Source organism: Enterococcus sp. 7E2_DIV0204 (genome assembly GCF_002140855.1).
In the GTDB taxonomy this organism is placed as follows: Bacteria; Bacillota; Bacilli; order Lactobacillales; family Enterococcaceae; genus Enterococcus_L; species Enterococcus_L lemimoniae.
This window is the reverse complement of sequence record NZ_NGKY01000001.1, coordinates 339,285-363,014: the sequence shown is the minus strand read 5'-3', so window position 1 is coordinate 363,014 and position 23,730 is coordinate 339,285. Positions and strand designations below refer to the sequence as shown.

At 36.0% G+C, this 23,730-nt stretch carries 27 protein-coding genes, 1 other RNA gene and 1 pseudogene; 22 read left to right on the top strand and 7 right to left on the bottom strand.

From position 1 onward, the window contains the following. Positions 1-11 precede the first annotated feature (11 nt). Positions 12-1,082 (top strand): 23S rRNA (adenine(2503)-C(2))-methyltransferase RlmN, encoded by a 1,071-nt coding sequence (gene rlmN, locus A5819_RS01785; protein ID WP_086280555.1) that lies wholly within the window; start codon positions 12-14, stop codon positions 1,080-1,082. A 192-nt stretch (positions 1,083-1,274) separates the two neighbouring features. On the opposite strand, the gene A5819_RS01780 is transcribed toward rlmN, so the two are convergent. From A5819_RS01780 to A5819_RS01770, 3 genes are all read right to left on the bottom strand, one after another. Beyond that, positions 1,275-2,204: a LysR family transcriptional regulator gene (locus A5819_RS01780; RefSeq protein ID WP_086280557.1), complete on the bottom strand. Its 930-nt coding sequence runs from the start codon at positions 2,202-2,204 to the stop codon at positions 1,275-1,277. 63 nt (positions 2,205-2,267) lie between these two features. Then, on the bottom strand, positions 2,268-3,035 hold the full coding sequence (locus tag A5819_RS01775) for a DeoR/GlpR family DNA-binding transcription regulator (RefSeq protein WP_086280559.1): 768 nt from the start codon (positions 3,033-3,035) through the stop codon (positions 2,268-2,270). Between the two features lie 15 nt (positions 3,036-3,050). Beyond that, the gene (locus A5819_RS01770) at positions 3,051-3,815 is read right to left on the bottom strand and encodes a hypothetical protein (protein ID WP_086280561.1); all 765 of its coding nucleotides are present in this window, start codon (positions 3,813-3,815) and stop codon (positions 3,051-3,053) included. A 197-nt stretch (positions 3,816-4,012) separates the two neighbouring features. Between A5819_RS01770 and ulaG the strand changes: the two genes are divergently transcribed. From ulaG to A5819_RS01685, 17 genes are all read left to right on the top strand, one after another. Beyond that, positions 4,013-5,077 carry an L-ascorbate 6-phosphate lactonase gene (gene ulaG / locus A5819_RS01765; protein ID WP_086280563.1) on the top strand — a complete coding sequence of 355 codons (1,065 nt, stop codon included), beginning with the start codon at positions 4,013-4,015 and terminating at the stop codon, positions 5,075-5,077. Positions 5,078-5,092: 15 nt separating this feature from the next. Next, on the top strand, positions 5,093-5,551 hold the full coding sequence (locus A5819_RS01760) for a PTS sugar transporter subunit IIA (RefSeq protein WP_086280566.1): 459 nt from the start codon (positions 5,093-5,095) through the stop codon (positions 5,549-5,551). Between the two features lie 15 nt (positions 5,552-5,566). Beyond that, on the top strand, positions 5,567-7,045 hold the full coding sequence (locus A5819_RS01755; RefSeq protein ID WP_086280568.1) for a PTS ascorbate transporter subunit IIC: 1,479 nt from the start codon (positions 5,567-5,569) through the stop codon (positions 7,043-7,045). A gap of 30 nt (positions 7,046-7,075) precedes the next feature. Beyond that, positions 7,076-7,375 (top strand): PTS sugar transporter subunit IIB, encoded by a 300-nt coding sequence (locus A5819_RS01750; protein ID WP_086280571.1) that lies wholly within the window; start codon positions 7,076-7,078, stop codon positions 7,373-7,375. A gap of 161 nt (positions 7,376-7,536) precedes the next feature. Further along, a complete protein-coding gene (locus A5819_RS01745) occupies positions 7,537-8,175 on the top strand; it encodes a 3-keto-L-gulonate-6-phosphate decarboxylase UlaD (protein ID WP_086280574.1) in 639 nt (212 codons plus the stop codon). A 5-nt stretch (positions 8,176-8,180) separates the two neighbouring features. After that, positions 8,181-9,041, top strand: a complete 861-nt coding sequence (locus tag A5819_RS01740) for an L-ribulose-5-phosphate 3-epimerase (RefSeq protein ID WP_086280577.1) — start codon at positions 8,181-8,183, stop codon at positions 9,039-9,041. Next, the gene (locus A5819_RS01735) at positions 9,031-9,741 is read left to right on the top strand and encodes an L-ribulose-5-phosphate 4-epimerase (protein ID WP_086280580.1); all 711 of its coding nucleotides are present in this window, start codon (positions 9,031-9,033) and stop codon (positions 9,739-9,741) included. The genes A5819_RS01740 and A5819_RS01735 overlap by 11 nt, the downstream gene beginning before the upstream one ends. Positions 9,742-9,889: 148 nt before the next feature. After that, positions 9,890-11,221, top strand: coding sequence for an APC family permease (locus tag A5819_RS01730; RefSeq protein WP_086280584.1), 1,332 nt, complete (start codon positions 9,890-9,892; stop codon positions 11,219-11,221). Between the two features lie 523 nt (positions 11,222-11,744). Further along, positions 11,745-12,707 (top strand): competence type IV pilus ATPase ComGA, encoded by a 963-nt coding sequence (comGA, locus tag A5819_RS01725; RefSeq protein ID WP_086280587.1) that lies wholly within the window; start codon positions 11,745-11,747, stop codon positions 12,705-12,707. Continuing rightward, positions 12,661-13,707: a competence type IV pilus assembly protein ComGB gene (gene comGB, locus A5819_RS01720; protein WP_086280590.1), complete on the top strand. Its 1,047-nt coding sequence runs from the start codon at positions 12,661-12,663 to the stop codon at positions 13,705-13,707. Before comGA ends, comGB begins: the two co-directional genes overlap by 47 nt. Further along, on the top strand, positions 13,704-13,982 hold the full coding sequence (gene comGC / locus A5819_RS01715) for a competence type IV pilus major pilin ComGC (protein ID WP_086280593.1): 279 nt from the start codon (positions 13,704-13,706) through the stop codon (positions 13,980-13,982). The genes comGB and comGC overlap by 4 nt, the downstream gene beginning before the upstream one ends. After that, positions 13,979-14,434 carry a competence type IV pilus minor pilin ComGD gene (comGD, locus tag A5819_RS01710; RefSeq protein WP_086280598.1) on the top strand — a complete coding sequence of 152 codons (456 nt, stop codon included), beginning with the start codon at positions 13,979-13,981 and terminating at the stop codon, positions 14,432-14,434. Before comGC ends, comGD begins: the two co-directional genes overlap by 4 nt. Beyond that, the gene (gene comGE / locus A5819_RS01705) at positions 14,409-14,732 is read left to right on the top strand and encodes a competence type IV pilus minor pilin ComGE (protein ID WP_086280601.1); all 324 of its coding nucleotides are present in this window, start codon (positions 14,409-14,411) and stop codon (positions 14,730-14,732) included. Before comGD ends, comGE begins: the two co-directional genes overlap by 26 nt. Next, on the top strand, positions 14,698-15,171 hold the full coding sequence (comGF, locus tag A5819_RS01700; protein ID WP_086280604.1) for a competence type IV pilus minor pilin ComGF: 474 nt from the start codon (positions 14,698-14,700) through the stop codon (positions 15,169-15,171). The genes comGE and comGF overlap by 35 nt, the downstream gene beginning before the upstream one ends. After that, positions 15,164-15,517 carry a competence type IV pilus minor pilin ComGG gene (gene comGG / locus A5819_RS01695; RefSeq protein ID WP_086280607.1) on the top strand — a complete coding sequence of 118 codons (354 nt, stop codon included), beginning with the start codon at positions 15,164-15,166 and terminating at the stop codon, positions 15,515-15,517. The genes comGF and comGG overlap by 8 nt, the downstream gene beginning before the upstream one ends. A gap of 251 nt (positions 15,518-15,768) precedes the next feature. Beyond that, on the top strand, positions 15,769-16,776 hold the full coding sequence (locus tag A5819_RS01690) for a class I SAM-dependent methyltransferase (protein WP_086280611.1): 1,008 nt from the start codon (positions 15,769-15,771) through the stop codon (positions 16,774-16,776). Between the two features lie 25 nt (positions 16,777-16,801). Then, on the top strand, positions 16,802-17,989 hold the full coding sequence (locus tag A5819_RS01685; protein ID WP_086280614.1) for an acetate kinase: 1,188 nt from the start codon (positions 16,802-16,804) through the stop codon (positions 17,987-17,989). 58 nt (positions 17,990-18,047) lie between these two features. Here A5819_RS01685 and A5819_RS01680 read toward each other — a convergent pair whose 3' ends face one another. The 4 genes from A5819_RS01680 to A5819_RS01665 form a co-directional block, all read right to left on the bottom strand. After that, positions 18,048-18,524: a universal stress protein gene (locus A5819_RS01680; protein ID WP_086280616.1), complete on the bottom strand. Its 477-nt coding sequence runs from the start codon at positions 18,522-18,524 to the stop codon at positions 18,048-18,050. A gap of 99 nt (positions 18,525-18,623) precedes the next feature. After that, the gene (locus A5819_RS01675) at positions 18,624-18,902 is read right to left on the bottom strand and encodes a hypothetical protein (protein ID WP_086280618.1); all 279 of its coding nucleotides are present in this window, start codon (positions 18,900-18,902) and stop codon (positions 18,624-18,626) included. Positions 18,903-18,969: 67 nt separating this feature from the next. After that, a non-coding RNA gene (ssrS, locus tag A5819_RS01670) (6S RNA) lies at positions 18,970-19,163 on the bottom strand. Positions 19,164-19,231: 68 nt separating this feature from the next. Continuing rightward, a complete protein-coding gene (locus A5819_RS01665; RefSeq protein WP_086280622.1) occupies positions 19,232-20,515 on the bottom strand; it encodes a replication-associated recombination protein A in 1,284 nt (427 codons plus the stop codon). A gap of 365 nt (positions 20,516-20,880) precedes the next feature. On the opposite strand from A5819_RS01665, the pseudogene A5819_RS01660 reads away from it, so the two are divergent. The 4 genes and pseudogenes from A5819_RS01660 to A5819_RS01645 all read left to right on the top strand — a co-directional run bounded on the left by A5819_RS01660 (position 20,881) and on the right by A5819_RS01645 (position 23,714). Continuing rightward, positions 20,881-21,580, top strand: a pseudogene (locus tag A5819_RS01660) (DNA-3-methyladenine glycosylase). Further along, complete coding sequence (locus tag A5819_RS01655; RefSeq protein WP_086280625.1) at positions 21,516-22,001, top strand: DUF3013 family protein; 486 nt, start codon at positions 21,516-21,518, stop codon at positions 21,999-22,001. Before A5819_RS01660 ends, A5819_RS01655 begins: the two are co-directional and overlap by 65 nt. A 14-nt stretch (positions 22,002-22,015) precedes the next feature. After that, the gene (prmA, locus tag A5819_RS01650; RefSeq protein ID WP_086280628.1) at positions 22,016-22,963 is read left to right on the top strand and encodes a 50S ribosomal protein L11 methyltransferase; all 948 of its coding nucleotides are present in this window, start codon (positions 22,016-22,018) and stop codon (positions 22,961-22,963) included. A gap of 1 nt (position 22,964) precedes the next feature. Beyond that, a complete protein-coding gene (locus tag A5819_RS01645; protein ID WP_086280631.1) occupies positions 22,965-23,714 on the top strand; it encodes a 16S rRNA (uracil(1498)-N(3))-methyltransferase in 750 nt (249 codons plus the stop codon). Positions 23,715-23,730 lie beyond the last annotated feature (16 nt).

Here is a 23,730-nt window from a genome sequence, read left to right as displayed (position 1 = left end):
GAAGACAACTAGTGGAAAAAGCATCCATTTATGGTTTAACAAAAGAAGAACTGATCGCATGGTTTATCGAACATGACGAAAGAAAGTTCCGTGCCACCCAAGTTTGGGAATGGCTTTATATCAAACGTGTTATGGCATTTAGCGAAATGACAAATTTATCAAAAGATGTAATTGAATTATTAGAAGAAAACTTTATCATTAATCCGTTGCGTCAAGTCATCATCCAAGAAGCCAAAGATGGCACAGTGAAGTATCTCTTTGAATTACCAGATAAGAATATGATTGAAACGGTCTTAATGCGTCAAGAATATGGAATGTCTGTTTGTGTGACGACTCAAGTAGGGTGTAACATTGGCTGTACTTTCTGTGCAAGTGGTTTATTAAAAAAACAACGTGATTTAACAGCAGGGGAAATTGTTGCGCAAATCATGCTAGTTCAACATTATTTTGATGAACGCGGACAAGGAGAACGAGTAAGCCATATTGTTGTGATGGGGATCGGTGAACCATTTGATAACTATGATAACTTAATGAATTTCCTACATACGATCAATGATCCAAAAGGTTTAGCTATTGGAGCACGTCATATTACGGTTTCAACAAGTGGTTTAGTGCCGAAGATCAAAGAGTTTGCAAATAATGGTCTGCAAGTCAATCTAGCCATTTCGCTACATGCACCAAATAATGATGTTCGGACATCGATCATGCGCATCAACCGCAGTTTCCCAATTGAGAAATTAATGGGTGCTGTTGATGAATACTTGGAAAAAACAAATCGCCGGATCACGTTTGAATATATCATGTTGAGCAATGTAAATGACCGCCCAGAACATGCTCAGCAATTAGCTGACTTGTTGAAAGACAAGAAGAAGTTAACCTTTGTTAACTTGATTCCATATAATCCAGTTAGTGAACATGATCAATATAGCCGTAGTGAAAAAGCGGACGTATTGAAATTCTATGATATTTTAAAGAAAAATGGCGTTAATTGTGTAATCAGAAAAGAATATGGTACAGATATCGATGCAGCTTGCGGACAATTAAGAAGTAAACAAATCAAAAAAGCTGGAAAAAGTGTTTAATTCTTGAGAAAGTTAGGAATTGGAGCTGGGAATGATCTTTATTCCCTGATTCAATTATCTACTTTCCTAAAGAATTGCTTTTTTAAGCTAGACGAAAAAAAGCTGGAAAAAGTGTTTAATTCTTAAGAAAAGTTGATAGAACTTATAATGAAAAAATTCCTGATAAAGCCGAAATGGTTTATCAGGAATTTTTTATTTTACATTTATAATACTAAATCCATAATCGATAATATGTTCCTCTAAATAACGTAAATATTCTTCGCCCATCGGAGATAGTGGCATCTGAGCCGGATGGATCCAGCCGATTTCCATCGTTTCATCTACTTCTAAAGGCAAGGCAACAATATTTTCATCATTTAATTCTCGGCTTAAGACACCAGAGCTGATTGTGTAGCCATCCACCCCAATCAGAAAGTTAAATAACGTTGCCCGATCACTGACGCGGATGCTTTTTTTATGATAGCGAGTACTTAATATCTCTTCTGAAAAGTGGAAAGAATTAAATTGACCTTGTTCAAACGAAAGATAGGGAAAGTCTTCTAGATCGGCTAAGGTAACTGATTTTTTCCCAACTAAAGGATTTTTTTTACTAATAAAAACATGTGGATGAGCTGTAAATAAAGGATGAAACACAAGTTTTTTTTCTTTTAATAATTTACGAATCACTTTTTCATTAAATGTATTTAAATACAAGATACCTAATTCGCTTTGAAACGTGCTGACATCTTCGATAATATTATTAGTTTGAGTTTCCCGAAAAGTAAATTCATATTCATTTTGTTCATAAGATTTGATCAATTGGACGAAGGCATGGACTGCAAAGGCATAATGTTGTGCAGAAACAGAAAATAATCTACGACGAGTCTCTGTTCCTTTGTATTTTTCTTCCATCAAGTCGACTTGCTCCAAGATTTGGCGGGCATAGGACAAAAACTCTGTGCCTTCCGTGGTAAGAACCATGCCTTTTTGAGTCCGCTGAAAAATTTGAATATTCATTTCCTGCTCTAATTCTCTGATAGCAGTGGAAAGACTTGGTTGAGTGATAAAAAGATGTTTGGCTGCTTCATTGACAGAACCTAATTCAACGACTTTTACAATATAATCTAATTGCTTGATCCGCATGATACGATCCTCCTTTTATTTAAAGCGCTTGCTCCTAGTGATAAAACAAATGATGTTGAACGCTTAGACTTCAACTTGAATCACTTGAACACCTTGCTTCTCGATTTCTCGAAGCACTTCTGGTGAGGCGAATGTATCGGTGATCAAATAGTTGATATCTTTAATAGTACCGCTCGTAAAATTAGATGAAAAACCAATTTTACGATAATCTGCAACGACGACTACTAAACCATTTGTACGTTCGATAATCAGTGAATTGATTTTAGACTCGTGTAAGACGGGTGTTGTGATGCCATTTTCAACACTAAGACCTGAACAACCGATGATTGAAATGTCAGAGGACATCTTTGAAAATGAATCAATAGCAATGTCCCCAACTAAGGCTTCCTTTGGAAAACGAATTTCGCCACCAGACAAAATTACGGTGGCATTTGGATTATGGTCCAAATTAGCGACTTTGACATTGTTAGTCACAATCGTTACACGTTTTTCTCCTAAATGTTTTAAGGAAGATAATGCAGTCGAGCCTGTATTGATAAACAAGGTATTGCCTTCTTTAACAAACTCTCCAGCCTTTTTTGCAATAGCATCTTTTAAGACTTCGATCTCTTCATTATAATCTTCTGTTCCAGTTTTTTGAACGATTTGGGCCTTTCCATGGGCTCGTTGAACTAACCCCATTTTTTCTAAAGCAGTCAGGTCGCGGCGAACCGTGATTTCTGAAACTGCTAATTCATGACTGATTTCTTTCACCAGTAAACTAGTTTCATTATGCAGCAAATCCAATAGTTTATCACGACGATTTTTAATTGTTTGGTGTGAGCTTTTCATGTAATTTCCTCCCCTCTAGATCATCTGTGCGACAGCGAGTGTGTTTCCTATTCTTTTTGCCTCTTTTAACACACGATAGCCTTCTGATGTTTCATTTAGTTTAAGTAGAGATTGGCCTTTTAGATATAAAAGATAGGTCATTTCCCGATTATTTAAACGGTTCTTATCAATTAAAGCCAATTCACTTAAGCATTTTTTATTTCGGTTTTGATAGAAATATCTTATTCCAATGATTTCATGCCAAGAAAACAAGCCGCTCATTTGTTTCTTTTTAGCATTTTTCAGTTTCAATAAGTGTTCTAGGCAAGTAGTTAAATTTTCTTCATCTTTTAAAAAAAAATAGCAATACATTTGCGTATGATAATAAATGAAGAGGTAATCCAATGTGGAATGAAAGAAATGCTGATTTTTATGTAAATGCTCTAGGCAAACTTCGTAATTTCCTTCATCCAATAAAAGAAGACTGTCAAAAATAATAATAGACTGTTTAAAGCCATTAAACAAATCTTTTTTCTTTAAGGTTCCTTTTAAAGCAATGGCTTTTTGTAAATCACATTCGACCGTCAAAGCATAAATCATTTTTTCATATAGATTTTTTAAATACTCAAAAAGAATAACGATACTTAAGACAATAACACCCAGACAGCCAAAAATAAGCTTTGCGCCTAATTCTTGAGAACTAGTGACTAGATAATAAATATAGAACGCAAACAATACATAAGCAGCCCATAGGAAGCCTTTTTTCCAAAAGTAAATACTTTTCCAAACTAAATTCTTCATCTTTCTCACCTCATCGCAACTATATCATAAAAGATGTGATATGAACATAAAAAAAGAATCTATAATCCTGTATAATTTCTTTTTAAATGTAAACGTTCTTAAAATGGTTAAAACGATCGTATAAACAGATTGAAAACGGTTAAAAATATTGTAGAATAAAAAGTGTAATCGAGATTGAGAAAATGTGGAGGGATCGTATGGCAACAATTCATGATGTGACAAAAGAAAGTTGGATTTTAAGCACTTTTCCTGAATGGGGAACTTACTTGAATGAGGAGATCGAACAGGAAGAAGTCAAGGCAGGAACCGTTTCTATGTGGTGGTTAGGCTGTACAGGGATTTGGTTGAAGTCACATGAAGGGACGAACATTTTATGTGACCTTTGGTGCGGAACTGGAAAACGAACACATGGCAATGGCAAAATGAAAAAAGGGCATCAAATGATGCGGATGAGTGGATGTGAGAACATGCAACCTAATCTTAGAACTCAGCCCTTTGTGATCGATCCATTTGCGGTCAAAGACGTCGATGCGTTGGTCGTGACTCATATTCATTCGGATCATTTAGATATCAATACAGCTGCGGCCGTCCATCAAAATTGTCCGAAGGCACGGTTTATTGGACCGAAAGAAGTGGTAAATACATGGTTAAAATGGGGCATTCCAGAAGAGAAAACCACAATCGTAAAACCTGGTGATCGTCTATCGATCAATGATGTGGATATTGTTGCTCTAGAAGCGTTTGATAGAACAGCTCTGGTAACTTGTGAGGATCCTGAAGTAATACTGAAAGGCAAATTACCTCAAGATATGGATGAAATCGCTGTCAATTATTTATTTGAAACAAGTGCTGGCAATATCTATCATGCAGGAGATTCACATTATTCTAATCTTTTTGCTAAACATGGGAATGAGCACAAAATCGATGTTTGTTTAGGCGCATATGGCGAAAATCCACGTGGGATCACGGATAAAGTTACGTCAGTTGATATGCTACGAATGGCAGAATCTTTAAATGCCAATGTGGTGATACCAGTTCATTATGATATTTGGGCAAACTTTATGGCGGATCCAAAGGAAATAACAGAAATCTGGAAGTTTAAAAAAGATCGCTTGGATTATCAATTTAAACCATTTATTTGGCAAGTTGGTGGGAAATTTACCTATCCAAACGACAAAGATAAACTTGAATTTAATTTCTACCGTGGGTTTGATGATGTCTTTACAAGGGACAATGATACACCGTTTCCATCATTTTTATAAGAAGGAGGAGAGCGAATGCTAAAGTATTTTTATGATAATGGATTGATCCAATTTTGTACCGATACTCCTGATAATTGGCAAGATGCGATTATTTTAAGCTGTCAGACACTATTGGAAAAAGGCATCATTACACAACAGTACATTGATGAAATCGTAGAATGTGTTCAAAAATATGGTCCCTATATCGTGATCGTACCAGGTGTTGCTATGCCGCATTCTTCAGAAGATAGTCAAGGTGTCTTAGGAACGGCGATTTCATTTACAAAAATGAGTCAAGATGTCGTTTTTGAAGAGAATAACGCTGAAAAGAATGCACGTTTATTTTTCACTTTAGCTGCTAAAAATAGCGAAGAGCATGTAGAAAATATCTCAAATCTATCTGAGATGTTGATGACTGATGGGGTGATCGAAGCATTGATGGATGTCGAGAATATGGAGGATTACGAAAAAGTGATGGCAACTTTTGACGTATAGAAAGAAGGGGAGTAAATGACACAAGTATTGGATTTTCTCATGGAAATTTGGGATTATTTCGCTGCAAATATCTTGACGCAGCCGGCATTTTTAATTGGGTTTATTGTTCTATTGGGCTATGTTTTACTTAAAAAACCGTTATATGAAAGTATTGCGGGCTTTTTAAAAGCAACGGTTGGTTATTTGATCTTGACGGTTGGATCGGGCGGTTTGGTGAATAATTTTCGACCAATTTTAGTGGGGTTAAAGGAACGCTTTAATTTAGATGCAATGGTCATTGATCCTTACTTTGGTCAAAATGCTGTTACAGCAGGTATTGAAGAAACTTTTGGACGAACATTCAGTGATACGATGATTTTATTATTGATTGCCTTTGTCATGAATATTTTATTAGTCCGTTTTAAGAAGTATACAAAGCTGCGAGCTGTTTTTACAACAGGGAATGTTCAAATTCAACAGGCGGCAACAGCGTTTTGGATTTTACTTTTCTGTTTTCCTGATTTAGGTCAGATTCAAATATTGTTGATCATGGGACTTATTTTAGGTTGTTATTGGGCTGTTGGATCGAATTTAACCGTTGATATCACGCAAGATTTAACAGAAGGAGCAGGTTTTGCAATTGCCCATCAACAGATGTTTGGGGTATACATTTTTGCTCGACTATCTGAAAAAATGAAAAAAAATAAAAATAATCGAAAGCTAGAAGATGTACAGTTGCCAGGCTTCTTATCGATCTTCAATGAAAATATGGTTGCTACTTCCATTTTGATGCTCTTCTTTTTTGGAATCATTTTAGTTGTATTAGGACCAGCCTATCTGATCGAGGCAGGATTTATGGAGCAAGGGCAAAGTTTCTTTTTCTATATTTTACAAACAGCTTTATATTTTGCAGTTTATCTTGCTATTTTACAATTAGGTGTCCGAACCTTCGTTTCAGAATTGACAGAATCATTCCAAGGTATTTCCAATACATTGTTGCCGGGTGCTGTACCAGGTATCGATGTTGCTGCGACCTTTGGTTTTGGTTCACCGAACGCTGTAACGATTGGCTTTTTATTTGGTGCCCTAGGACAATTTATCACGATTGGTTTACTGATTTTAGTTAAATCACCAGTTATCGTGATTGCAGGATTTATTCCGTTATTTTTTGACAATGCTGTAATTGCGGTTTATGCAAATAATCGTGGCGGGTTTAAAGCAGCCTGTATCTTCCCGTTTATTTCAGGTGTGATCCAAGTTTTAGGTTCTGCTTTGATAGCGGCATTTATCGGATTGTCTCAGTATGGTGGGTACATTGGTATGTTTGACTGGGCAACAGTTTGGCCGATAATGACGATTCTAATGAAGTATTTAGGTTATTTTGGAGTCGCTTTAGTAGTGATTTTACTATTGGCAATTCCACAATTGCAATATCGGGCAAATCCGGAAGGCTACTTCTTGATTGCTGAAGATTATGATGAATATGTAAAAAAAATGGCGGCAAAAAACGCTTAATTCTTAATAATATGATTGGAGGAATTTAAAATGAGAGTATTAGTATCATGTGCAAATGGATCAGGAACCAGTTTAATGATGAAAAAAAGTGTGGAGAAAGCATTGAAAGAACTAGGATTTAACATTACCAATATCCACCATTGTGCTATTTCTGAAGGGAAAAGCACAGCAGGACAATATGACGTTGTCTTTTGTCCAATGAATTTTTTAAATATGTTTGAAGCTGCTAAGAAAAAAGGCATTACTGTAGTAGGTGTGAAAAATGTAATGTCTGCTAAAGAAATCAGTGAGCGTGTTCAAGAAACAGATTTAGCGGCTAAATTTAAATAATTATGGCAAAAGTATGAGATTGGGACAGAAGTGTTCAACTCCGAGAAATAAGAAGGAGTTGCTTCTGCTCCTACCGTTTATTCGGATACGAAGAGCCTGAAACATAACTTTTTGAGTTATGTCCCAGGCTCTCATGACAATGAAGGCAAGGAGAAAATGAAATGAGTAGACCTAATTTACAAGTAGCTTTAGACCATTCGGATTTACCTAGTGCGATCAAAGATGTGGTAGCTGTTGGTGAAATTGTTGATATTGTAGAAGTTGGCACAATTCTTTGTTTACAAGCAGGAGAGCAAGCTGTTCGTTGCATTCGTGCCCTGTATCCCGATAAGAAAGTTGTTGCTGATACGAAATGTGCAGATGCTGGCGGAACCGTTGCTAAAAATTGCCGCGAAGCTGGAGCAGACTGGATGACTGTCATTTGCTGTGCAACGATTCCAACGATGGAAGCTGCAGCAAAAGAAGTGGAAGAAGTTCAAGTTGAACTATATGGAGACTGGACCTATGATCAGGCCCAAAAATGGTTAGATGCAGGCATTTCTCAAGCAATCTATCATCAAAGCCGAGATGCTCTTTTAGCAGGTGAAACGTGGGGAGAGAAAGATCTGGCCAAGGTAGCAAAACTAATTGAAATGGGTTTTAGAGTTTCTGTTACTGGAGGCTTGGATATTGAAACATTAACCTTATTCAAAGATCTTGAAGTCTATACCTTTATTACGGGGCGAGGCATTACGGCTTCTGCTGATCCAAAACAGGCAGCCAAAAATTTTCAAGCTGAAATCAAACGTATCTGGGGGTGAGATAGGTGACTACATTAGGGATCTACGAAAAAGCACTTCCTAAAAATATTAGTTGGAAAGAACGTTTGTTACTTGCAAAAAAGCTAGGTTTTGATTTTGTTGAAATGTCGATTGATGAAACGGATGAGCGACTTGATCGGTTGGACTGGACTCGTGAAGAACGTAAAGAAATCAGAGAAGCCATTTATGAGACAAATGTAAAAATTTTATCGATTTGTTTAAGCGGACACAGACGTTTTCCTTTTGGTTCAGAGGATGCTAAAGTACGAGCAAAAGCTTTGGTATTGATGGAAAAAGCGCTAAATTTAGCATCGGATTTAGGGGTACGTACAATCCAATTAGCCGGTTATGATGTATATTACGAAGAGAAAACAGTGAGATCAAGGGAATATTTTATTGAAAATTTAAAGCAGGCTGTAGCAATGGCAGCATCCAAGGAAATTGTCTTATCTATTGAGATTATGGACGATCCGTTCATAAATTCCATCTCCAAATTTTTAAAGATCAAAGAACAAATTCGTTCCCCCTATTTACAAGTATACCCCGACCTTGGCAATCTATCAGCGTGGCCGGGAAATGATGTTGGCTATGAACTAGAAATTGGAATCGATCAAATTTCTGCGATTCATCTAAAAGATACATTAGCCGTGACAGATCAGTTTGCTGGGAAATTTAAAGAAGTGCCATTTGGCAATGGCTGTGTAGATTTCTTGGGATGTCTCAAAACATTGAAACGGTTGGAATATCATGGTCCATTCTTAATTGAAATGTGGAGTGAAAATAGCGACACTCCTGAAAAAGAAATAGAAGAAGCAAAAGCATTTTTATGGCCATATTTAAAGGAGGCAGGCTATATTGACAACTGAACAATTGATTCAAGAAATGAAAGAAAGGGTTTTTGCTGCAAATCTGGAGCTACCTGATGCTGGATTGGTCAAGCTTACTTGGGGAAATGTGAGTGAGATCAATCGAGAGGCTGGGGTGATCGTAATCAAACCGAGTGGAGTTTCTTATAGTACGATGAAGTCGGGTGATATGGTCGTGACTGACTTGAATGGAGAGACAATAGAGGCAGGATTAAAGCCGTCATCTGATTTAGCGACCCATGTAGAATTATACAAAGCGTTTAAAGAAATTGGTTCAGTGGTACATACACATTCAAAATATGCAGTAATGTGGGCACAAGCAGGTCGTGAAATTCCTGCATACGGAACCACTCATGCTGATACTTTTTATGGTGGGGTGCCTTGTACTCGTCAATTAACACCAGAAGAAGTTACGTCAGCCTATGAACTTGAGACTGGGAAAGTGATTGTAGAAGCCTTCAAAGAAAAAGCAATCGATCCTTTGGCTGTTCCAGGAGTGTTAGTGTACGGTCATGGACCATTTACATGGGGACCAACGCCGCAAAAAGCTGTAGAAAACAGCATTGTTTTAGATGAAATAGCACAAATGGCGAGTATGACAGAAGTTGTGAATGAAGCTATTCAGCCAATTCCACAATATCTTTTAGATAAACATTTTTTTAGAAAACACGGTTCAAACGCTTATTATGGGCAAAATTAGAGCTAAATTTCTTTCAATTAAAAGTATAGATAAAGCTTGATAAAGGCTTATCTATACTTTTTTCTTTGTAATGACTAGGAAAGACTTGAATTTAACTTCAGAAAAGCTATACTAGAAAAATAACTTGATAGATAGAGAGGGGATAGGCATGGAAGAGAATAATTTAAAGCGTGAGATTTCTTTATTTGGCGCTTTTTCAACAGTTATGGGGACTGTTATTGGAGCAGGAGTATTTTTTAAAACAGCAAGTGTCGTCAGTTTTGCCCAGTCTCCGAGTCTAACGATTTTTGCTTGGATTTTAGGAGGTATACTGACATTGTGTGCAGGGTTAACTAGTGCAGAGTTAGCCACAGCAATTCCAAAAACTGGGGGGGCCGTCAAATATGTTGAGTATACTTATGGAAAGTTACCAGGATTTTTATTGGGATGGGCACAAAGTGTGATCTACTTTCCCGCAAATATTGCAGCACTATCAATTATTTTTGGTACTCAGTTTATTCACTTATTCCATTTATCAAACGATTTTTTACTACCAATAGCATTTGCAACTGGATTAAGTGTGACTGTGGTCAATTTATTGGGAACAAAAACAGCGGCAAGTATGCAATCATTTACATTAATTATTAAGATGATCCCAATTGCTTTGATCGTGCTGGTAGGACTATTCATGCCAGCAAATGTGGAGGTCTCATTATTTCCTGTCAAACCTGGCGGAGATAGTAGTTTTATTCAAGCACTTAGTGGTTCTTTGTTGGCAACAATGTTTGCATACGATGGTTGGTTAGGCGTAGGAGCTGTAGCTGGAGAAATGAAACGACCAGAAAAAGATTTACCGAAAGCAATCTTTTTGGGGTTGACGTTTATTACAATCGTTTATGTTTTAATCAATTTTGTTTTCTTAAAAACATTACCGATTGAGCAACTTTCAGGCAATCTCAATGCTGCATCAGAAGCTTCAAACCAAATTTTTGGTTCGATTGGCGGTAAATTAGTAACAATCGGTATTTTAATTTCTGTTTACGGCGCATTGAATGGATATACGATGACAGGAATTCGAGTTCCATATGCGTTGGCATTGGAAGGGATGATCCCTTTCAGTCAACAATTTCAAAAATTATCGAAGAAGTTTGTGGTTCCTTATATGGCAGGAATTTTTCAATTTAGTATTGCGGCTATCATGATGTCTATAGGTAGTTTTGATTTATTGACTGATATGCTGGTTTTTGTTATGTGGTTGTTTAGTTTATTGATATTTGTGGCTGTATTGATTTTAAGAAAAAAAGAGCCTGAACTTAATCGACCTTATCGAGTCCCGTTTTACCCCATCATTCCAATCATCGCAATTTTAGGTGGAGCGTTTATTTTGATTACTACATTGTTTACACAAACCATTTTGGCTAGTATTGGGATCGGGATTACATTGCTAGGAATCCCAGTTTATCTGATAAATCAAAAAATAAATAGACGAAAGATCAAATAAGGGAGAAGTATTGTCAAAAAGTTAACACTTTATACTAAGAGATTGAGAAAAATAAACTAAAATATTTGATATAATAGAGCTGATCTAAGTCTTTGTCATTAGATAAAGCAAGTACTCCTACTCAACCCTTTTGAGTGGGAGTAACTTTTTCTCAAAAATTTTAATAAAATTAACAATTTCTGAAAGTTATTCTGATCGTTTTTTTAGTATAATGGATATATCAAAACGATAAACTATTTTGGGGAAGATAGTGCATCAGAACTCTTGGTAAAGCTGTAGTGTTGATTTTTCAACGTTTACAGCTTTATTTCTTTACGTTAAAGATTAGAAATGGATCATCTATTTTTAAGTTCTATTGATTTGATCCAAAATAATTAGGTAAAGTTGAACTAGAAAAGCTTGAATGAAAAACGTAATAACTAAGATGATTTTTAAAGCTAAGACAAAACAACCTGTTTTGTTTTAGTTTTTTTTCGCTATTTTTTTATTTAACTGCGTATATTTACTGTAAGGAGGGACGAAAATGGATATTAAAGAACTTTCTCTAAATTTGATTAAGTGGGGTGTTGCTGAATGTTTGCAAGATATCTATATTTTACCTATTGAAAATAAGGTTCAGATCTTTACCAGAAAAGGAAAAAAACGGGTAGTTTTTCAAGAACTGGATGAAAGTAACGGTGAAAAATTGATTTTTCATTTTAAATTTATCGGTGGTATGGACGTTGGTGAAAAGAGAAAAGCGCAGGTGGGTGCCGCAACTTACATGATCAACAAAGAGGCAATACGACTGCGCTTATCGACGGTTGGTGATTTTAGACAGAGGGAAAGTTTAGTTATTCGTTTTTTACATGTTTTAGGCAATAGTCGTGAGAATTATTTTTTACCTCAACAATTAGTAATGGTTAGAAATCAGGTTAAACGTCGTGGCTTACACTTGTTTTGTGGTCCTGTTGGCTCAGGCAAGACAACCTTGATGTACAAACTAGCAAAAGAAACGGACCAGTTTCAACAAGTGATTACGATTGAAGACCCTGTTGAAATCGAAGAAGAGACTTTTTTACAGCTACAGACAAATTCTAAAATCGATTTGACCTATGATGTATTGATCAAGGCCTGTTTACGTCACCGCCCAGACATTTTAATTATTGGGGAAATTAGAGATGGGCTTACTGCACAGGCTGCAATCAGAGCGGCACTTACAGGGCATACCGTGTTTGCAACGATCCATGCAAGAAGTATTAGCGGAGTGTATGAACGGCTAGCTGAATTAGGTGTTCAACAAAGAGAGGTGTCAGAGTGTTTAGCAAGTATTATTTATCAACGATTATTACCGTTTCGGACGACAAAGGATGAAGAAATTAGTGGATTACTTATGGACTATAATTTTTCTAGAAAAATGGTTTCTAAGTGGTCGCAAGAATTAAGAAAGGTTTGGGCATATGGCTTTATTGATAATCAAACATTTGAAGAAGAAAAAGAAGATTAATTTGTCAAAAAAAGAGCAGCAAGCGTTTATTCAATTACTTGCAGATTTATTAAGTAATGGTTTCACGATCAAAGAAAGCTTGCTGTTTATGAAAAAATCTCGTTCTGTTCAAAAAGATAGCATTGATTTTCTGTTAGATTTTATGGAGCGGGGAGATCCTTTACACAATGGGTTGGCTGAATTGGGGTTTCCAGGGACAATTATTACGCAGATTGAATTTGCTCAGACGCATGGTGATTTAGTAGGAACACTAAAAAAAATTAAACAGCATTTGAAAATTATGGAGAAACAACGACAAAATTTTTATAAAGTAATCAGCTATCCGGTGCTACTTTTACTTTTTTTAACAGTTGTTTTGATTAGTATTCGTCAAATTTTATTACCTCAATTGATGGCAAATGGAACGATTCAAGCGAATAATATTGGAATCCTCTTCATTCAACAAAGTCCGTATTTTATCCTTTCTTTTTTATTCAGTATTGTAGTTCTGATTGTCTTGATTCGTTGGTTTTTTAGGAAAAAAACTTATTTACAGAAGGCTGTATACATTTCTAAATTACCTGTTTTAGGGAGCTTTTATAGAGAGTACACTTCAGCTTTTTTTGCGCTTGAATGGGGGAAGTTATTTTCTCAAGGTTTAGAAATCAAAACGGTTATTCACTTGATGCAAATCATTGACCAACGCTCTCTTATGAGTGAACTTTCTGAAAAAATTGAAGAACAATCAATGTTGGGACAAACATTTTATGAGCAACTACCAAGATTTCCGTTTTTTTCGCCAGAATTGTCTTTGATTATTCAGCAAGGACAAGTGAAAGGAAACTTAGGGAAAGAATTGATTTTGTATAGTGAAATTTGTTGGCGACATTTCTTCAAGCGGATAGAAAAACTGATTCAGTGGATACAACCAATCATATTTTTAGTGGTTGCTTTACTAGTTGTAAGTATTTATGCCGCAATGCTATTGCCAATTTATGGTGGAATGGAGGAGTTTTTATGAAGCGAAAAAAAATGAAATATGGAGGCTTTACCTTATTAGAAATGCTAGTTGTATTATTGATAATTTCTGTTTTGATTCTATTGTTTGTACCCAACCTGGCTAAACATAAAGAAGGTGTGGATAAAAAAGGCAATGAGGCAATAGTCAAAATAGTAGAGACTCAAATTGATCTTTACACGATGGAAAAAAATCAAACACCAACGATAGAACAGCTGTTGAATGAACAATATATCACACAAGAGCAATATGATAAATACCAGGCTAGTAAAAAATGACTCTAAACAATCGAGAAGGTTTTACGTTGATTGAATCGTTGTTAGTTTTGTTTATTTGTACGATGTTTATATTGCTACCAACACTTGCTATAAAGAAAACACAGCAAGTATTGGCGGTTGAACATTTTTTATCCTCATTTGAGAAAAAAATGTTGTTTACCCAACAAATGGCGGTTGTCAAGATGACAGACACACAAATCGTATTTTTTAAACAGAAGCAGCAAATCAAGTTTCTTCTAGATAAAAGCAATGAGCCAACTAATGATGCTATTCTAAATGTTCCAACAGCATTAAAAGCGGCTGGACCAGACAAGATCATTTTTAAAAATGGCTCAGGAAATAATGGTAAACTAGCAAAATTTTCTTTTTTATGGGTAGAAAAAAATCAAATGATCGAATTCCAATTTCAATTGGGGAGTGGCCGGTATGTTAAAAAAATCAAGCAGTTATAAAGGCTATATTTTACTTGAAAGTTTAGTTGCACTGGGTCTGTTATGCATAATAGTTGGGAGCTATATTTCGTTAAATACACTGTTGCTTAGAAAAAACAAACAAGCGACAGAACAATTGCTGATGCACCGTATACTATATGAAGAAATGAAGAGTTATGAGAATTATGGAGAGCAGTCTATTCAAGGTGAGCATGTATCAAATAACAGCTATCAGGTGCGCTTTGATAAGCGGAATAATAAATTGGTTGAAGTGGAGATCACAAATGGAAAAGAGGGCTTTATACTTAAGCAAGAATAATAGACAACATAAGTTTTCAGGTTTTACGTTAATAGAATGTTTACTCGCTCTATTGTTATTATCGATTATTTGTCTGCTTTTTTCTGCCTCTATCAAAAATGCTGTTGTCGTGACAACTCGTTTAAAAAGTGAAAGAGAAAAAGAATGGCAAATATTTATGATTCAGCTAGAAAATGAAGTGAAAAATTGTCATTACGAAAAGACCCAAGCAAATAAAATTATACTAACAAATACAAAAAATAATAAAAAGGTCTGGATTGAACATAAACTTGGGAAGATTGTAAAAGTAGAAAATGGTGGCTATCAACCACTTCTTACAGAGGTCAAACAAGCTATATTTAAAGAGGAAGGTAAGTATGTCATGATAGAAGTAACGTTTGAAAATGATGTTTACGCTGCTGCAAAATGGATCATTACTGGGAATCATACGCATGAATGATAACTATAAAGGGGGGATCTTACTTACCGCATTACTATTTGTATTTTTATTTAGCTTCATTTTTATCCAAGTTTTAGATGATTTTCAGTTAACACAGCAATTTACACAAAGAACAAAAGAATATTACATCGCTAAAACAATGGTAAGCATGCTTATTTCTGATATTAAACAAGGAAATGTAAAGCTTAAAAATAAAGGTCAACAGAATTTTTCAGCAGGAATAGTACACTATGAATATGATCGAGCGGTGCTGAAATTTGTAGTTCAATTAAATCAAAAAACTTACAAATTTCAAGAAGAGTATCAAGAAAATGAAATAGAAAAAATACAACTAAAAAATAAATAGATAATCAGTAAAGTTAGCGCATTTCAAAATTTGTGAAACGTGTTTCAAACTAAAATTTAAAAAAACTAATACAGAGGGATGTTTTTTGAAAGAAAACCTGTTTGGTACATTAAATTATTTTTAAAAAAATAAGAGTAGTTCAGCGATTTATAAATAATATTGGGAAATTGATTGATTATTGTCAGGTTTTTCGTTAAAATAGAACAGGTATGAAAATTGTTATATTATAGATGGAAATTGAGGTGTTTCTTTTGTTCCCTGAGAAAATAGAAAAGGCTTTCGGTTTAATGGAGCAGTCGATCCAATTGCTTAAACAATCTTTAGACACATCATTTCTAGATGCATACACTGAAAATGGCGAAAATATCATTGATAATTTCCAAGTACGTGTGTTGGATGGAGTCCCTGATGAGCAAACTGTTCAAAAGCTTAAAACCATTTATCAACAACTACAAGCAATAGAGCTAGATCCAGAAGAAATTAGACGTTTGTCACAGTTGATCTTACTTAAAGGGAATAAAGCTGAGTCCTTACAGGCCAATCATCAGCTAACGCCGGATAGTATCGGTTTCTTGTTTGTTTATTTGATCGAACAACTATACAAACCAGACCATTCACTAAAGATATTAGATATTGCATCAGGTATGGGAAATCTTCTTTTAACGATCATTCTTAACCTGAATATAGCAAACTATCCAGCTCAAGGTTTTGGTGTAGATATTGACGATACATTGCTTTCAGTTTCGGCTACTAACAATGAGTGGACAAAAGCGGCAATACAACTATTCCATCAAGATGGCTTACAAGACTTACTTGTTGACCCAGTTGATGTAGCAGTCAGTGACTTGCCAATTGGGTATTATCCAAATGATGAGAAGGCTAAAGAATTTGATTCAGCAGCAGAAGAAGGACATAGTTATGCCCATCATTTATTGATGGAGCAAGCAATGAAATTTGTAAAACCCGATGGTTATGGACTATTTTTGATACCAACCAATATTTTAGAGACCGAACAGAGTTCATTCTTCAAAAATTGGTTGCAAAAAAATGTTTATCTCCAAGGAATGATCCAGCTACCGGATGAACTGTTTAAATCAGTCCAATCCAGAAAAAGTATTTTGTTTGTCCAAAATAAAGGTGAGCATAGTGAACAAGCGAAAGAAGTACTTGTTGCAAAATTAGGTTCATTAAAAGACCCTGCAAAAATCACACAATTTTTTCAACAATTTGAGGCTTGGAAGTCTTCAAATTTAAAATAAAACAACCGATAAAGAGGAGAGTATTATGTCTAAAACAATTGCAATCAATGCTGGAAGTTCAAGTTTAAAATGGCAGTTATACCAAATGCCAACTGAAGAAGTAATCGCTAAAGGAATCGTTGAACGAATTGGTTTAAATGATTCAATCTTTACAATCAAATATGGAAACGACGAAAAATATGAAGAAGTCATTGATATCAATGATCATGATGTTGCTGTAAAAATGTTATTAGATAAATTAACTGAATTGAATATCCTAGCTTCTTATGACGAAATTACAGGTGTTGGACACCGTGTTGTTGCTGGTGGAGAAGACTTTAAAGATTCTGTTGTTATCGATGATGAAGTTTTAGCGAAAATCGAAAAATTAGCAGATCTTGCACCATTACACAACCCAGCAAATGCAATGGGAATCAAAGCATTTAAAAAAATCTTACCTGAAATTATCAGTGTTGCGGTTTTTGATACTGCATTCCATACAACAATGCCTAAACACAACTTCCTATATAGTATTCCAACTGAGTACTATGACAAATATGCAGCTCGTAAATATGGTGCACATGGAACAAGCCACAAATATGTTGCCGATCGTGCAGCAGAAATGCTTGGACGTCCAATTGAAGAGTTAAAAATTATTACTTGTCACTTAGGAAATGGTGCATCAATTACAGCTGTTGATGGTGGTAAATCGGTTGATACCTCAATGGGCTTCACACCACTTGCTGGTGTAACAATGGGCACTCGTTCAGGTGATATCGATCCTTCTTTATTAGCTTACTTAATGGAAAAACTTGAATTGACTGATATCAAAGACATGATCGATATCTTAAATAAAAAATCAGGTTTACTTGGTTTAACAGGTATTTCTAGTGATATGCGTGATTTAGAAGCAAATATGGATAAAGAAGCTGTTCAAGTAGCTTACGATATCTTCACAGATCGTATCCGTAAATACATCGGTAGTTATGTAACTGTATTAAACGGTGTTGATGCAATTGTCTTTACTGCTGGAATTGGTGAAAATGATTCACATGTCCGTAGTGAAGTAATCAAAGGCATGACTTGGTTTGGTTGTGAATTAGATGACGAGAAAAACAATGTTCGTGGAAAAGAATCAGTGATTTCTACAGATGACTCTAAAGTTAAAGTATTATTGATTCCAACTGATGAAGAATTGATGATTGCTCGTGACGTTGAGCGTTTAAGAAAATAATTGTTCAAAAAAGAAGCAACTCGACTTTAGTCGAGTTGCTTCTTTTAATGATTAAAAGTTAATCTTCATCCTTTAAAACTGGGATTTTATTGTCTAAGTCAGTTCTTACTACTAGCACATCACAAGCAGCATTGCGAATAACGTACTCAGAAACAGATCCAATAAATAATCGCTCAACAGCATTTAAACCAGTCGCGCCTAACATGATCAAATCAACGTCATGATCTTGAGGCAATTGTTTTGCAATCAAAGGTTTTGGAGAACCATATTCAATGACACTAGACACTTTTTCACAACCATGTTCCTTAGCTTGTTTTTTATAATCTTCTAGTGTTTGTTTCGCCATTTCAGTAGCCTGTTCAGCTAAAACACCATCAAAAGAAGAAACAGATTGGAATGCCCGTGTATCAATAACATGAGCTAACAATAGTTCAGCATCATTTCTCATAGCAACATTCATTGCTTTTTGAAAAGCTAATTCTGCCTCAGCTGATCCGTCAACCGCCACCAGAATTTTACGATAATTTTGTAACATTATACATCACTCCTTTTCAAATAGTTGAAGATACCTAGCATTGGATACTTTAATTGTAGAACAAAATCACAAAAAAGGAAAATAAAAAAGAAGAGACTGTTATAGAATCTTCTTGGCAAACATAACACTGAATACAGCTGAAATTACAAGCAAACTAAAAATATAGAACAAAGAAAAAAATTTTAAATTAAAGATTCCAACTAAAATGCCGATAGCAGCTAAAATTAAATAAAAAACACCAAATTGATGTAAAAATTGCGTGTTCTCATCTGGTTCACCGTTGTGCATTAAAGGTAGAAAAACAGTTGCCTTTTTTAATAAATAGATACCAATAATAACTAATAAAGCAACAGATACAAAAATAAGTATGCGAATCATGCATTGAACCTCCATCAAATAAAAAACAATTTGCACTTCGCAAATTGTTCGAAAATCTAAAAAAATGGTAAAATCCGTCGATGCCGTTATTCGTCCTATAGTATTGAACCCGCAAACAAAGCAGGTGGGTTCCACGACTGACAGCTTTGAACTACCAAATGATAAGGCATGTTACCAGCTTAGGTACCAGAAGGATCCCTAGATATCAATAAAATGTTCGGTCAACACACAAAAAAGACAACGCGCACATCACAGATTTACCATCTTTATAATAGCACAATATAGAGCAAACAGCAATGAGAGTGCTTAAATTTGAAAGCGGATTACTGTTAAGTTTTCTTTCCTTTTTTCCAATCTTGGATTCGTTGATACTGTTGGTGTAATGCTTGTTCATATTTTCCGGTATCAATCGGTTCATAGTAATGAGCATTTTTTATTTTGTCTGGAAGATACTGTTGATCGACCCAAGCATTCTCAAAATTATGAGGATAGCGATAACCAATCCCACGATTCAAATCTTTTGCACCTGAGTAATGACTATCACGTAAATGATCAGGTACATCCCCAGCTTTTCCTTCACGTATATCAGCTAAAGCAGCATCGATTGCGCTAAGCGCAGAATTTGATTTTGGTGATAGGCATAAGTCGATCACGACACTTGCAAGAGGGATTCGAGCTTCAGGAAAGCCCAATTTCTCTGCAGCTTGGACCGCTGTAATAGTCCGTGCCGCAGCTGGCGGATTACCTAAACCAATATCTTCATACGCAATCACCATCAGACGGCGACAAATGATCGGTAAGTCACCAGCTTCAACTAACCTAGCCAGATAATGCAGAGCCGCATCAACGTCACTCCCGCGGATCGATTTTTGAAAGGCTGAAATTACATCATAATGAGCATCACCATTTTTATCATGAGTCAGCGCTTTCCGCTGTACACATTCTTCAATGATCGAAAGGTTGATCTGAATCTCTTTATTCTCATTTTCAGGTGTTGACTTTACGGCTAATTCCAGTCCGTTCAAGGCGCTTCGTAAGTCACCGTTTGTTGCACGAGATAGATGCTGCAATGCTTTTTCTTCTAACACAACTGGAAACTCGCCTAAGCCACGTTCTTTATCAACTAATGCTTCTTTGACGGCCTTTTGAATATCCAATTCAGTCAGTGGTTTGACCTCAAAAATTTGCGTTCTACTCCGAATAGCTGGATTGATCGTGATATAGGGGTTTTCCGTTGTTGCCCCAATCATAATAATCCGACCACTTTCAAGGTGGGGTAATAAAAAGTCTTGCTTTGTTTTATCTAAACGATGAACTTCATCTAATAACAAAATCACAGTACCGCTCATTTTGGCTTCTTCCGCAACAATCTGTAGGTCTTTTTTCGTATCAGTTGCAGCATTCAATAAACGGAAAGCATAATTTGTGGAACCAGCAATGGCACTAGCAATACTTGTTTTACCCGTGCCAGGCGGACCATATAAGATCATAGAAGATAGCATCCGTGCTTCTACCATTCTACGAATGATTTTTCCAGGTCCAACAAGATGTTGTTGACCAACGACTTCATCTAAATTACGTGGACGCATACGATAAGCTAAAGGTTTTTGCATAGTTGGACCTCCTTATTTAAAAGCGTAGCTAGATAACCATAAAAGTGCAATGGGCTCGTTCAGCTCTGACAGAAAAATAGGGAATTATGACTGAGGTGTTTTTTGCCTCATTCATAATTTATCTTTTTTCCGAAGAGTTAGCCCAGGCAGCTAGATAATCTTAAGAGCGCAATAGGCTTATTTTACCAACAAAACTTGATAATAATTTCGTTATCCATTCATTATACCACAAAGAACGTACGTTTGCATTGTCCGTTGATTTACCAGTCAAAACAGGAAAAAATCAGCTTTTATCTAACTAATCGTTTCTTCTTTCGATGGATAATAGGCTTAGAATCGTGTATTATAGGAGGTGGTGAAAAATAATGAATGAGACAATAAATGTTTTTAATACAAAATCAACAGAAGAAATAGCTCAATTTTTATTGGGAATGTACTTAGAACACAAAACAGCAGCGGGTACCCTTGCAGGTTATATTGTGGATACAGAAGCTTATCTTGGTCCAGAAGATGAAGCAGCCCATAGTTTTGGGTTGCGAGATACTCCTCGTTTAAAGGCGATGTATGAAAAGCCTGGAACGATTTATTTATATACTATGCATACCCATCTGATTTTAAATATGGTGACTCAAGAAAAAGGGAAACCTCAAGGAGTCATGATTCGTGCTCTTGAGCCAGTTGAAGGTATCGATAAGATGCAAATAAACCGTAATGGACGAACCGGCATCGAGTTGTCAAACGGACCTGGTAAATTGGTAGCTGCGTTAGGTATTGATAGAGACTTATATGGAGACTCGATTTTTGACAGCTCTTTACGAATTGTTCCTGAAAAAAGAAGAACACCCAAGCAAATTATCTCACTGCCTAGAATTGGCATTCCGAATAAAGGGATTTGGACAGAATTACCGTTACGATATGTTGTTTCTGGGAATCCTTATATTTCTAAGCAACGAAGAAGTGATGTCGATCAAAAGGCTTTTGGCTGGAAGGAAGAAACCAAATGAAAAAAAAAACAATGTTAACTTATTTAGATCAACAAATTACCAAAAATATTACAGAATATGATGTCGCACTTGACTGGAATACCAGAAATCATTCAATCGAAGTGGTTTTCCGTTTATTCGCTGAAAATACTGCTCATGAACAAATTGATGATGCAATAGGAACTGTTTCTGAAGAAGAAATCATTGAATTTGAGGATGGCGTTTTATTTTATAACCCTGAAAAAGCTTCAGTAGATGAAGACGACTATTTAGCTGTTATCCCTTATGAAGGTAAAAAAGGCATCAAACAATCTGTATTAGACGGTTTTGTTACTTATTTAAATGAGGTGCTAACTGAAGGACAAAGTGACTTGTTAGATTTTTTAACAGATGAAAATCAGGAAATATTTGAACTGAAATGGTCAGATGAAGCGTTTGAAAAAGCTGTACAACAATATCAAAAAGCCGATGGCGACACATATATCGCTTATCCAAGCTATTAGAAAGCGGTGATCGTATGAAGTGGACAGAAGTAAAAGTTGAAACAGCTAGTGAAGCGGTTGAAGCAATTTCCAATATTATGATGGAGGCAGGTGCCAGTGGCGTTGCCATCGAAGATTCTTTAGATGTGGAAAATTTTCAAAGTGACCTTTACGGAGAGTTACTAGACAAAGAACAATTCACACATATCAAAGATGGCGCTTTAGTAATGGCTTATTTTCCTGAAACAACTTTTTTACCGGAAATATTGCCTTTTATCAAAGAAAGCATTACTCGTTTACCAGAATTTGGTTTAAGCATTGGGAAAAATGATGTAACCGTAAGTGAAGTAGCTGAAAGTGATTGGGCTACTGCTTGGAAAAAATATTATCACCCAGTACGCGTTACCCGCTTTTTGACGATTGTGCCAAGCTGGGAAAAATACGAAGCGCCAGATGAGTTTGAAAAAATTATCACACTAGATCCAGGAATGGCATTTGGAACAGGAACGCATCCAACAACTCGCTTAACATTACAAGCATTAGAAACAGTATTACGTGGTGGCGAAACTTTACTGGATGTTGGAACAGGATCAGGCGTATTGAGTATTGCTAGTAAATATCTAGGGGCTAAAAATGTCTATGCTTACGACCTAGATGAAGTCGCTGTGACGGCGGCCAAAGAGAATATGGACATGAATCCGATTGCCAGTGATGTTCAGGTTTCGGCAAATGACTTACTTAAAGAAGTAACCATTGAAGCAGATGTGATCGTAGCCAATATTTTAGCAGATATCATTACCTTGATGATCGAAGATGCTTGGCGTTTATTGAAAAATGACGGTACCTTGGTCGTTTCGGGAATAATTCATGAGAAAAAGGCAATGGTCATTGAAAAAATGACTGGACAGGGTTTTCTTGTGGATCAAGTTTTCCAACAAGGGGATTGGTATGCGATTATATTAAAGAAAACAGAGGAAGAGTAAGATGCAACGCTACTTTTTAACTGAGCCTTATGAAGCCAAAGAACAGTATCTAATCACAGGAGAAAACTATCATCATATTGTGCGAGTGATGCGAATGGAACCTAAACAACAAGTGTTTTTAGCTTTTAGTGACCGTTTGGCAATCATTGCTGAAATAACCGATATTACCGAAGAAGCGGTTTATTTAAAAGAAATTAGTAAAGAACAAGCTGAAAAAGAGTTGCCTATTAATGTTACGATTGCTTGCGGTTATCCTAAAGGAGATAAACTGGAATGGGTCGTTCAAAAAGGAACTGAGCTTGGCAGTCATAAATTTATTGGGTTTCCTGCTAAAGCATCCGTTGTTAAGTGGGATCACAAAAAGCTGGCTAAAAAAACAGAACGCTTGAAAAAAATTGCTATAGAAGCTGCTGAACAATCACATCGTCAGTTTGCGCCGGATGTTGTATTATTAGAACAAGAGCAAGAGTTGATCGATGGTTTTTCTAGTTACGATAAAGTGTTGATCGCTTACGAAGAGTCTGCAAAAATTGGGGAACGCAGTCTTTTTGCAACGGCGCTTTCCGAATTGACACAAGGCGAATCGCTTTTGATCATCTTTGGTCCAGAGGGAGGCTTTGCTCCTGTGGAAATAGCAGAATTTCAGAATCATGGCGGTATTATTTGTGGATTAGGACCGCGTATTTTACGAACAGAGACAGCGCCATTATATGCGTTGAGCGCTATTAGTTATCAATTTGAATTAGTGTAAGGTTTAGGGGGTTCTT

What these genes read in the sequence shown, in the direction of transcription:
- A5819_RS01780 (WP_086280557.1), bottom strand. Translation starts at nt 2,204, where the DNA reads ATGCGGATCAAGCAATTAGATTATATTGTAAAAGTCGTTGAATTAGGT.
- A5819_RS01775 (WP_086280559.1), bottom strand. Translation starts at nt 3,035, where the DNA reads ATGAAAAGCTCACACCAAACAATTAAAAATCGTCGTGATAAACTATTG.
- A5819_RS01770 (WP_086280561.1), bottom strand. Translation starts at nt 3,815, where the DNA reads ATGAAGAATTTAGTTTGGAAAAGTATTTACTTTTGGAAAAAAGGCTTC.
- ulaG (WP_086280563.1), top strand. Translation starts at nt 4,013, where the DNA reads ATGGCAACAATTCATGATGTGACAAAAGAAAGTTGGATTTTAAGCACT.
- A5819_RS01760 (WP_086280566.1), top strand. Translation starts at nt 5,093, where the DNA reads ATGCTAAAGTATTTTTATGATAATGGATTGATCCAATTTTGTACCGAT.
- A5819_RS01755 (WP_086280568.1), top strand. Translation starts at nt 5,567, where the DNA reads ATGACACAAGTATTGGATTTTCTCATGGAAATTTGGGATTATTTCGCT.
- A5819_RS01750 (WP_086280571.1), top strand. Translation starts at nt 7,076, where the DNA reads ATGAGAGTATTAGTATCATGTGCAAATGGATCAGGAACCAGTTTAATG.
- A5819_RS01745 (WP_086280574.1), top strand. Translation starts at nt 7,537, where the DNA reads ATGAGTAGACCTAATTTACAAGTAGCTTTAGACCATTCGGATTTACCT.
- A5819_RS01730 (WP_086280584.1), top strand. Translation starts at nt 9,890, where the DNA reads ATGGAAGAGAATAATTTAAAGCGTGAGATTTCTTTATTTGGCGCTTTT.
- comGA (WP_086280587.1), top strand. Translation starts at nt 11,745, where the DNA reads ATGGATATTAAAGAACTTTCTCTAAATTTGATTAAGTGGGGTGTTGCT.
- comGB (WP_086280590.1), top strand. Translation starts at nt 12,661, where the DNA reads ATGGCTTTATTGATAATCAAACATTTGAAGAAGAAAAAGAAGATTAAT.
- comGC (WP_086280593.1), top strand. Translation starts at nt 13,704, where the DNA reads ATGAAGCGAAAAAAAATGAAATATGGAGGCTTTACCTTATTAGAAATG.
- comGD (WP_086280598.1), top strand. Translation starts at nt 13,979, where the DNA reads ATGACTCTAAACAATCGAGAAGGTTTTACGTTGATTGAATCGTTGTTA.
- comGE (WP_086280601.1), top strand. Translation starts at nt 14,409, where the DNA reads ATGTTAAAAAAATCAAGCAGTTATAAAGGCTATATTTTACTTGAAAGT.
- comGF (WP_086280604.1), top strand. Translation starts at nt 14,698, where the DNA reads ATGGAAAAGAGGGCTTTATACTTAAGCAAGAATAATAGACAACATAAG.
- comGG (WP_086280607.1), top strand. Translation starts at nt 15,164, where the DNA reads ATGAATGATAACTATAAAGGGGGGATCTTACTTACCGCATTACTATTT.
- A5819_RS01685 (WP_086280614.1), top strand. Translation starts at nt 16,802, where the DNA reads ATGTCTAAAACAATTGCAATCAATGCTGGAAGTTCAAGTTTAAAATGG.
- A5819_RS01680 (WP_086280616.1), bottom strand. Translation starts at nt 18,524, where the DNA reads ATGTTACAAAATTATCGTAAAATTCTGGTGGCGGTTGACGGATCAGCT.
- A5819_RS01675 (WP_086280618.1), bottom strand. Translation starts at nt 18,902, where the DNA reads ATGATTCGCATACTTATTTTTGTATCTGTTGCTTTATTAGTTATTATT.
- A5819_RS01665 (WP_086280622.1), bottom strand. Translation starts at nt 20,515, where the DNA reads ATGCAAAAACCTTTAGCTTATCGTATGCGTCCACGTAATTTAGATGAA.
- A5819_RS01655 (WP_086280625.1), top strand. Translation starts at nt 21,516, where the DNA reads ATGAAAAAAAAAACAATGTTAACTTATTTAGATCAACAAATTACCAAA.
- prmA (WP_086280628.1), top strand. Translation starts at nt 22,016, where the DNA reads ATGAAGTGGACAGAAGTAAAAGTTGAAACAGCTAGTGAAGCGGTTGAA.
- A5819_RS01645 (WP_086280631.1), top strand. Translation starts at nt 22,965, where the DNA reads ATGCAACGCTACTTTTTAACTGAGCCTTATGAAGCCAAAGAACAGTAT.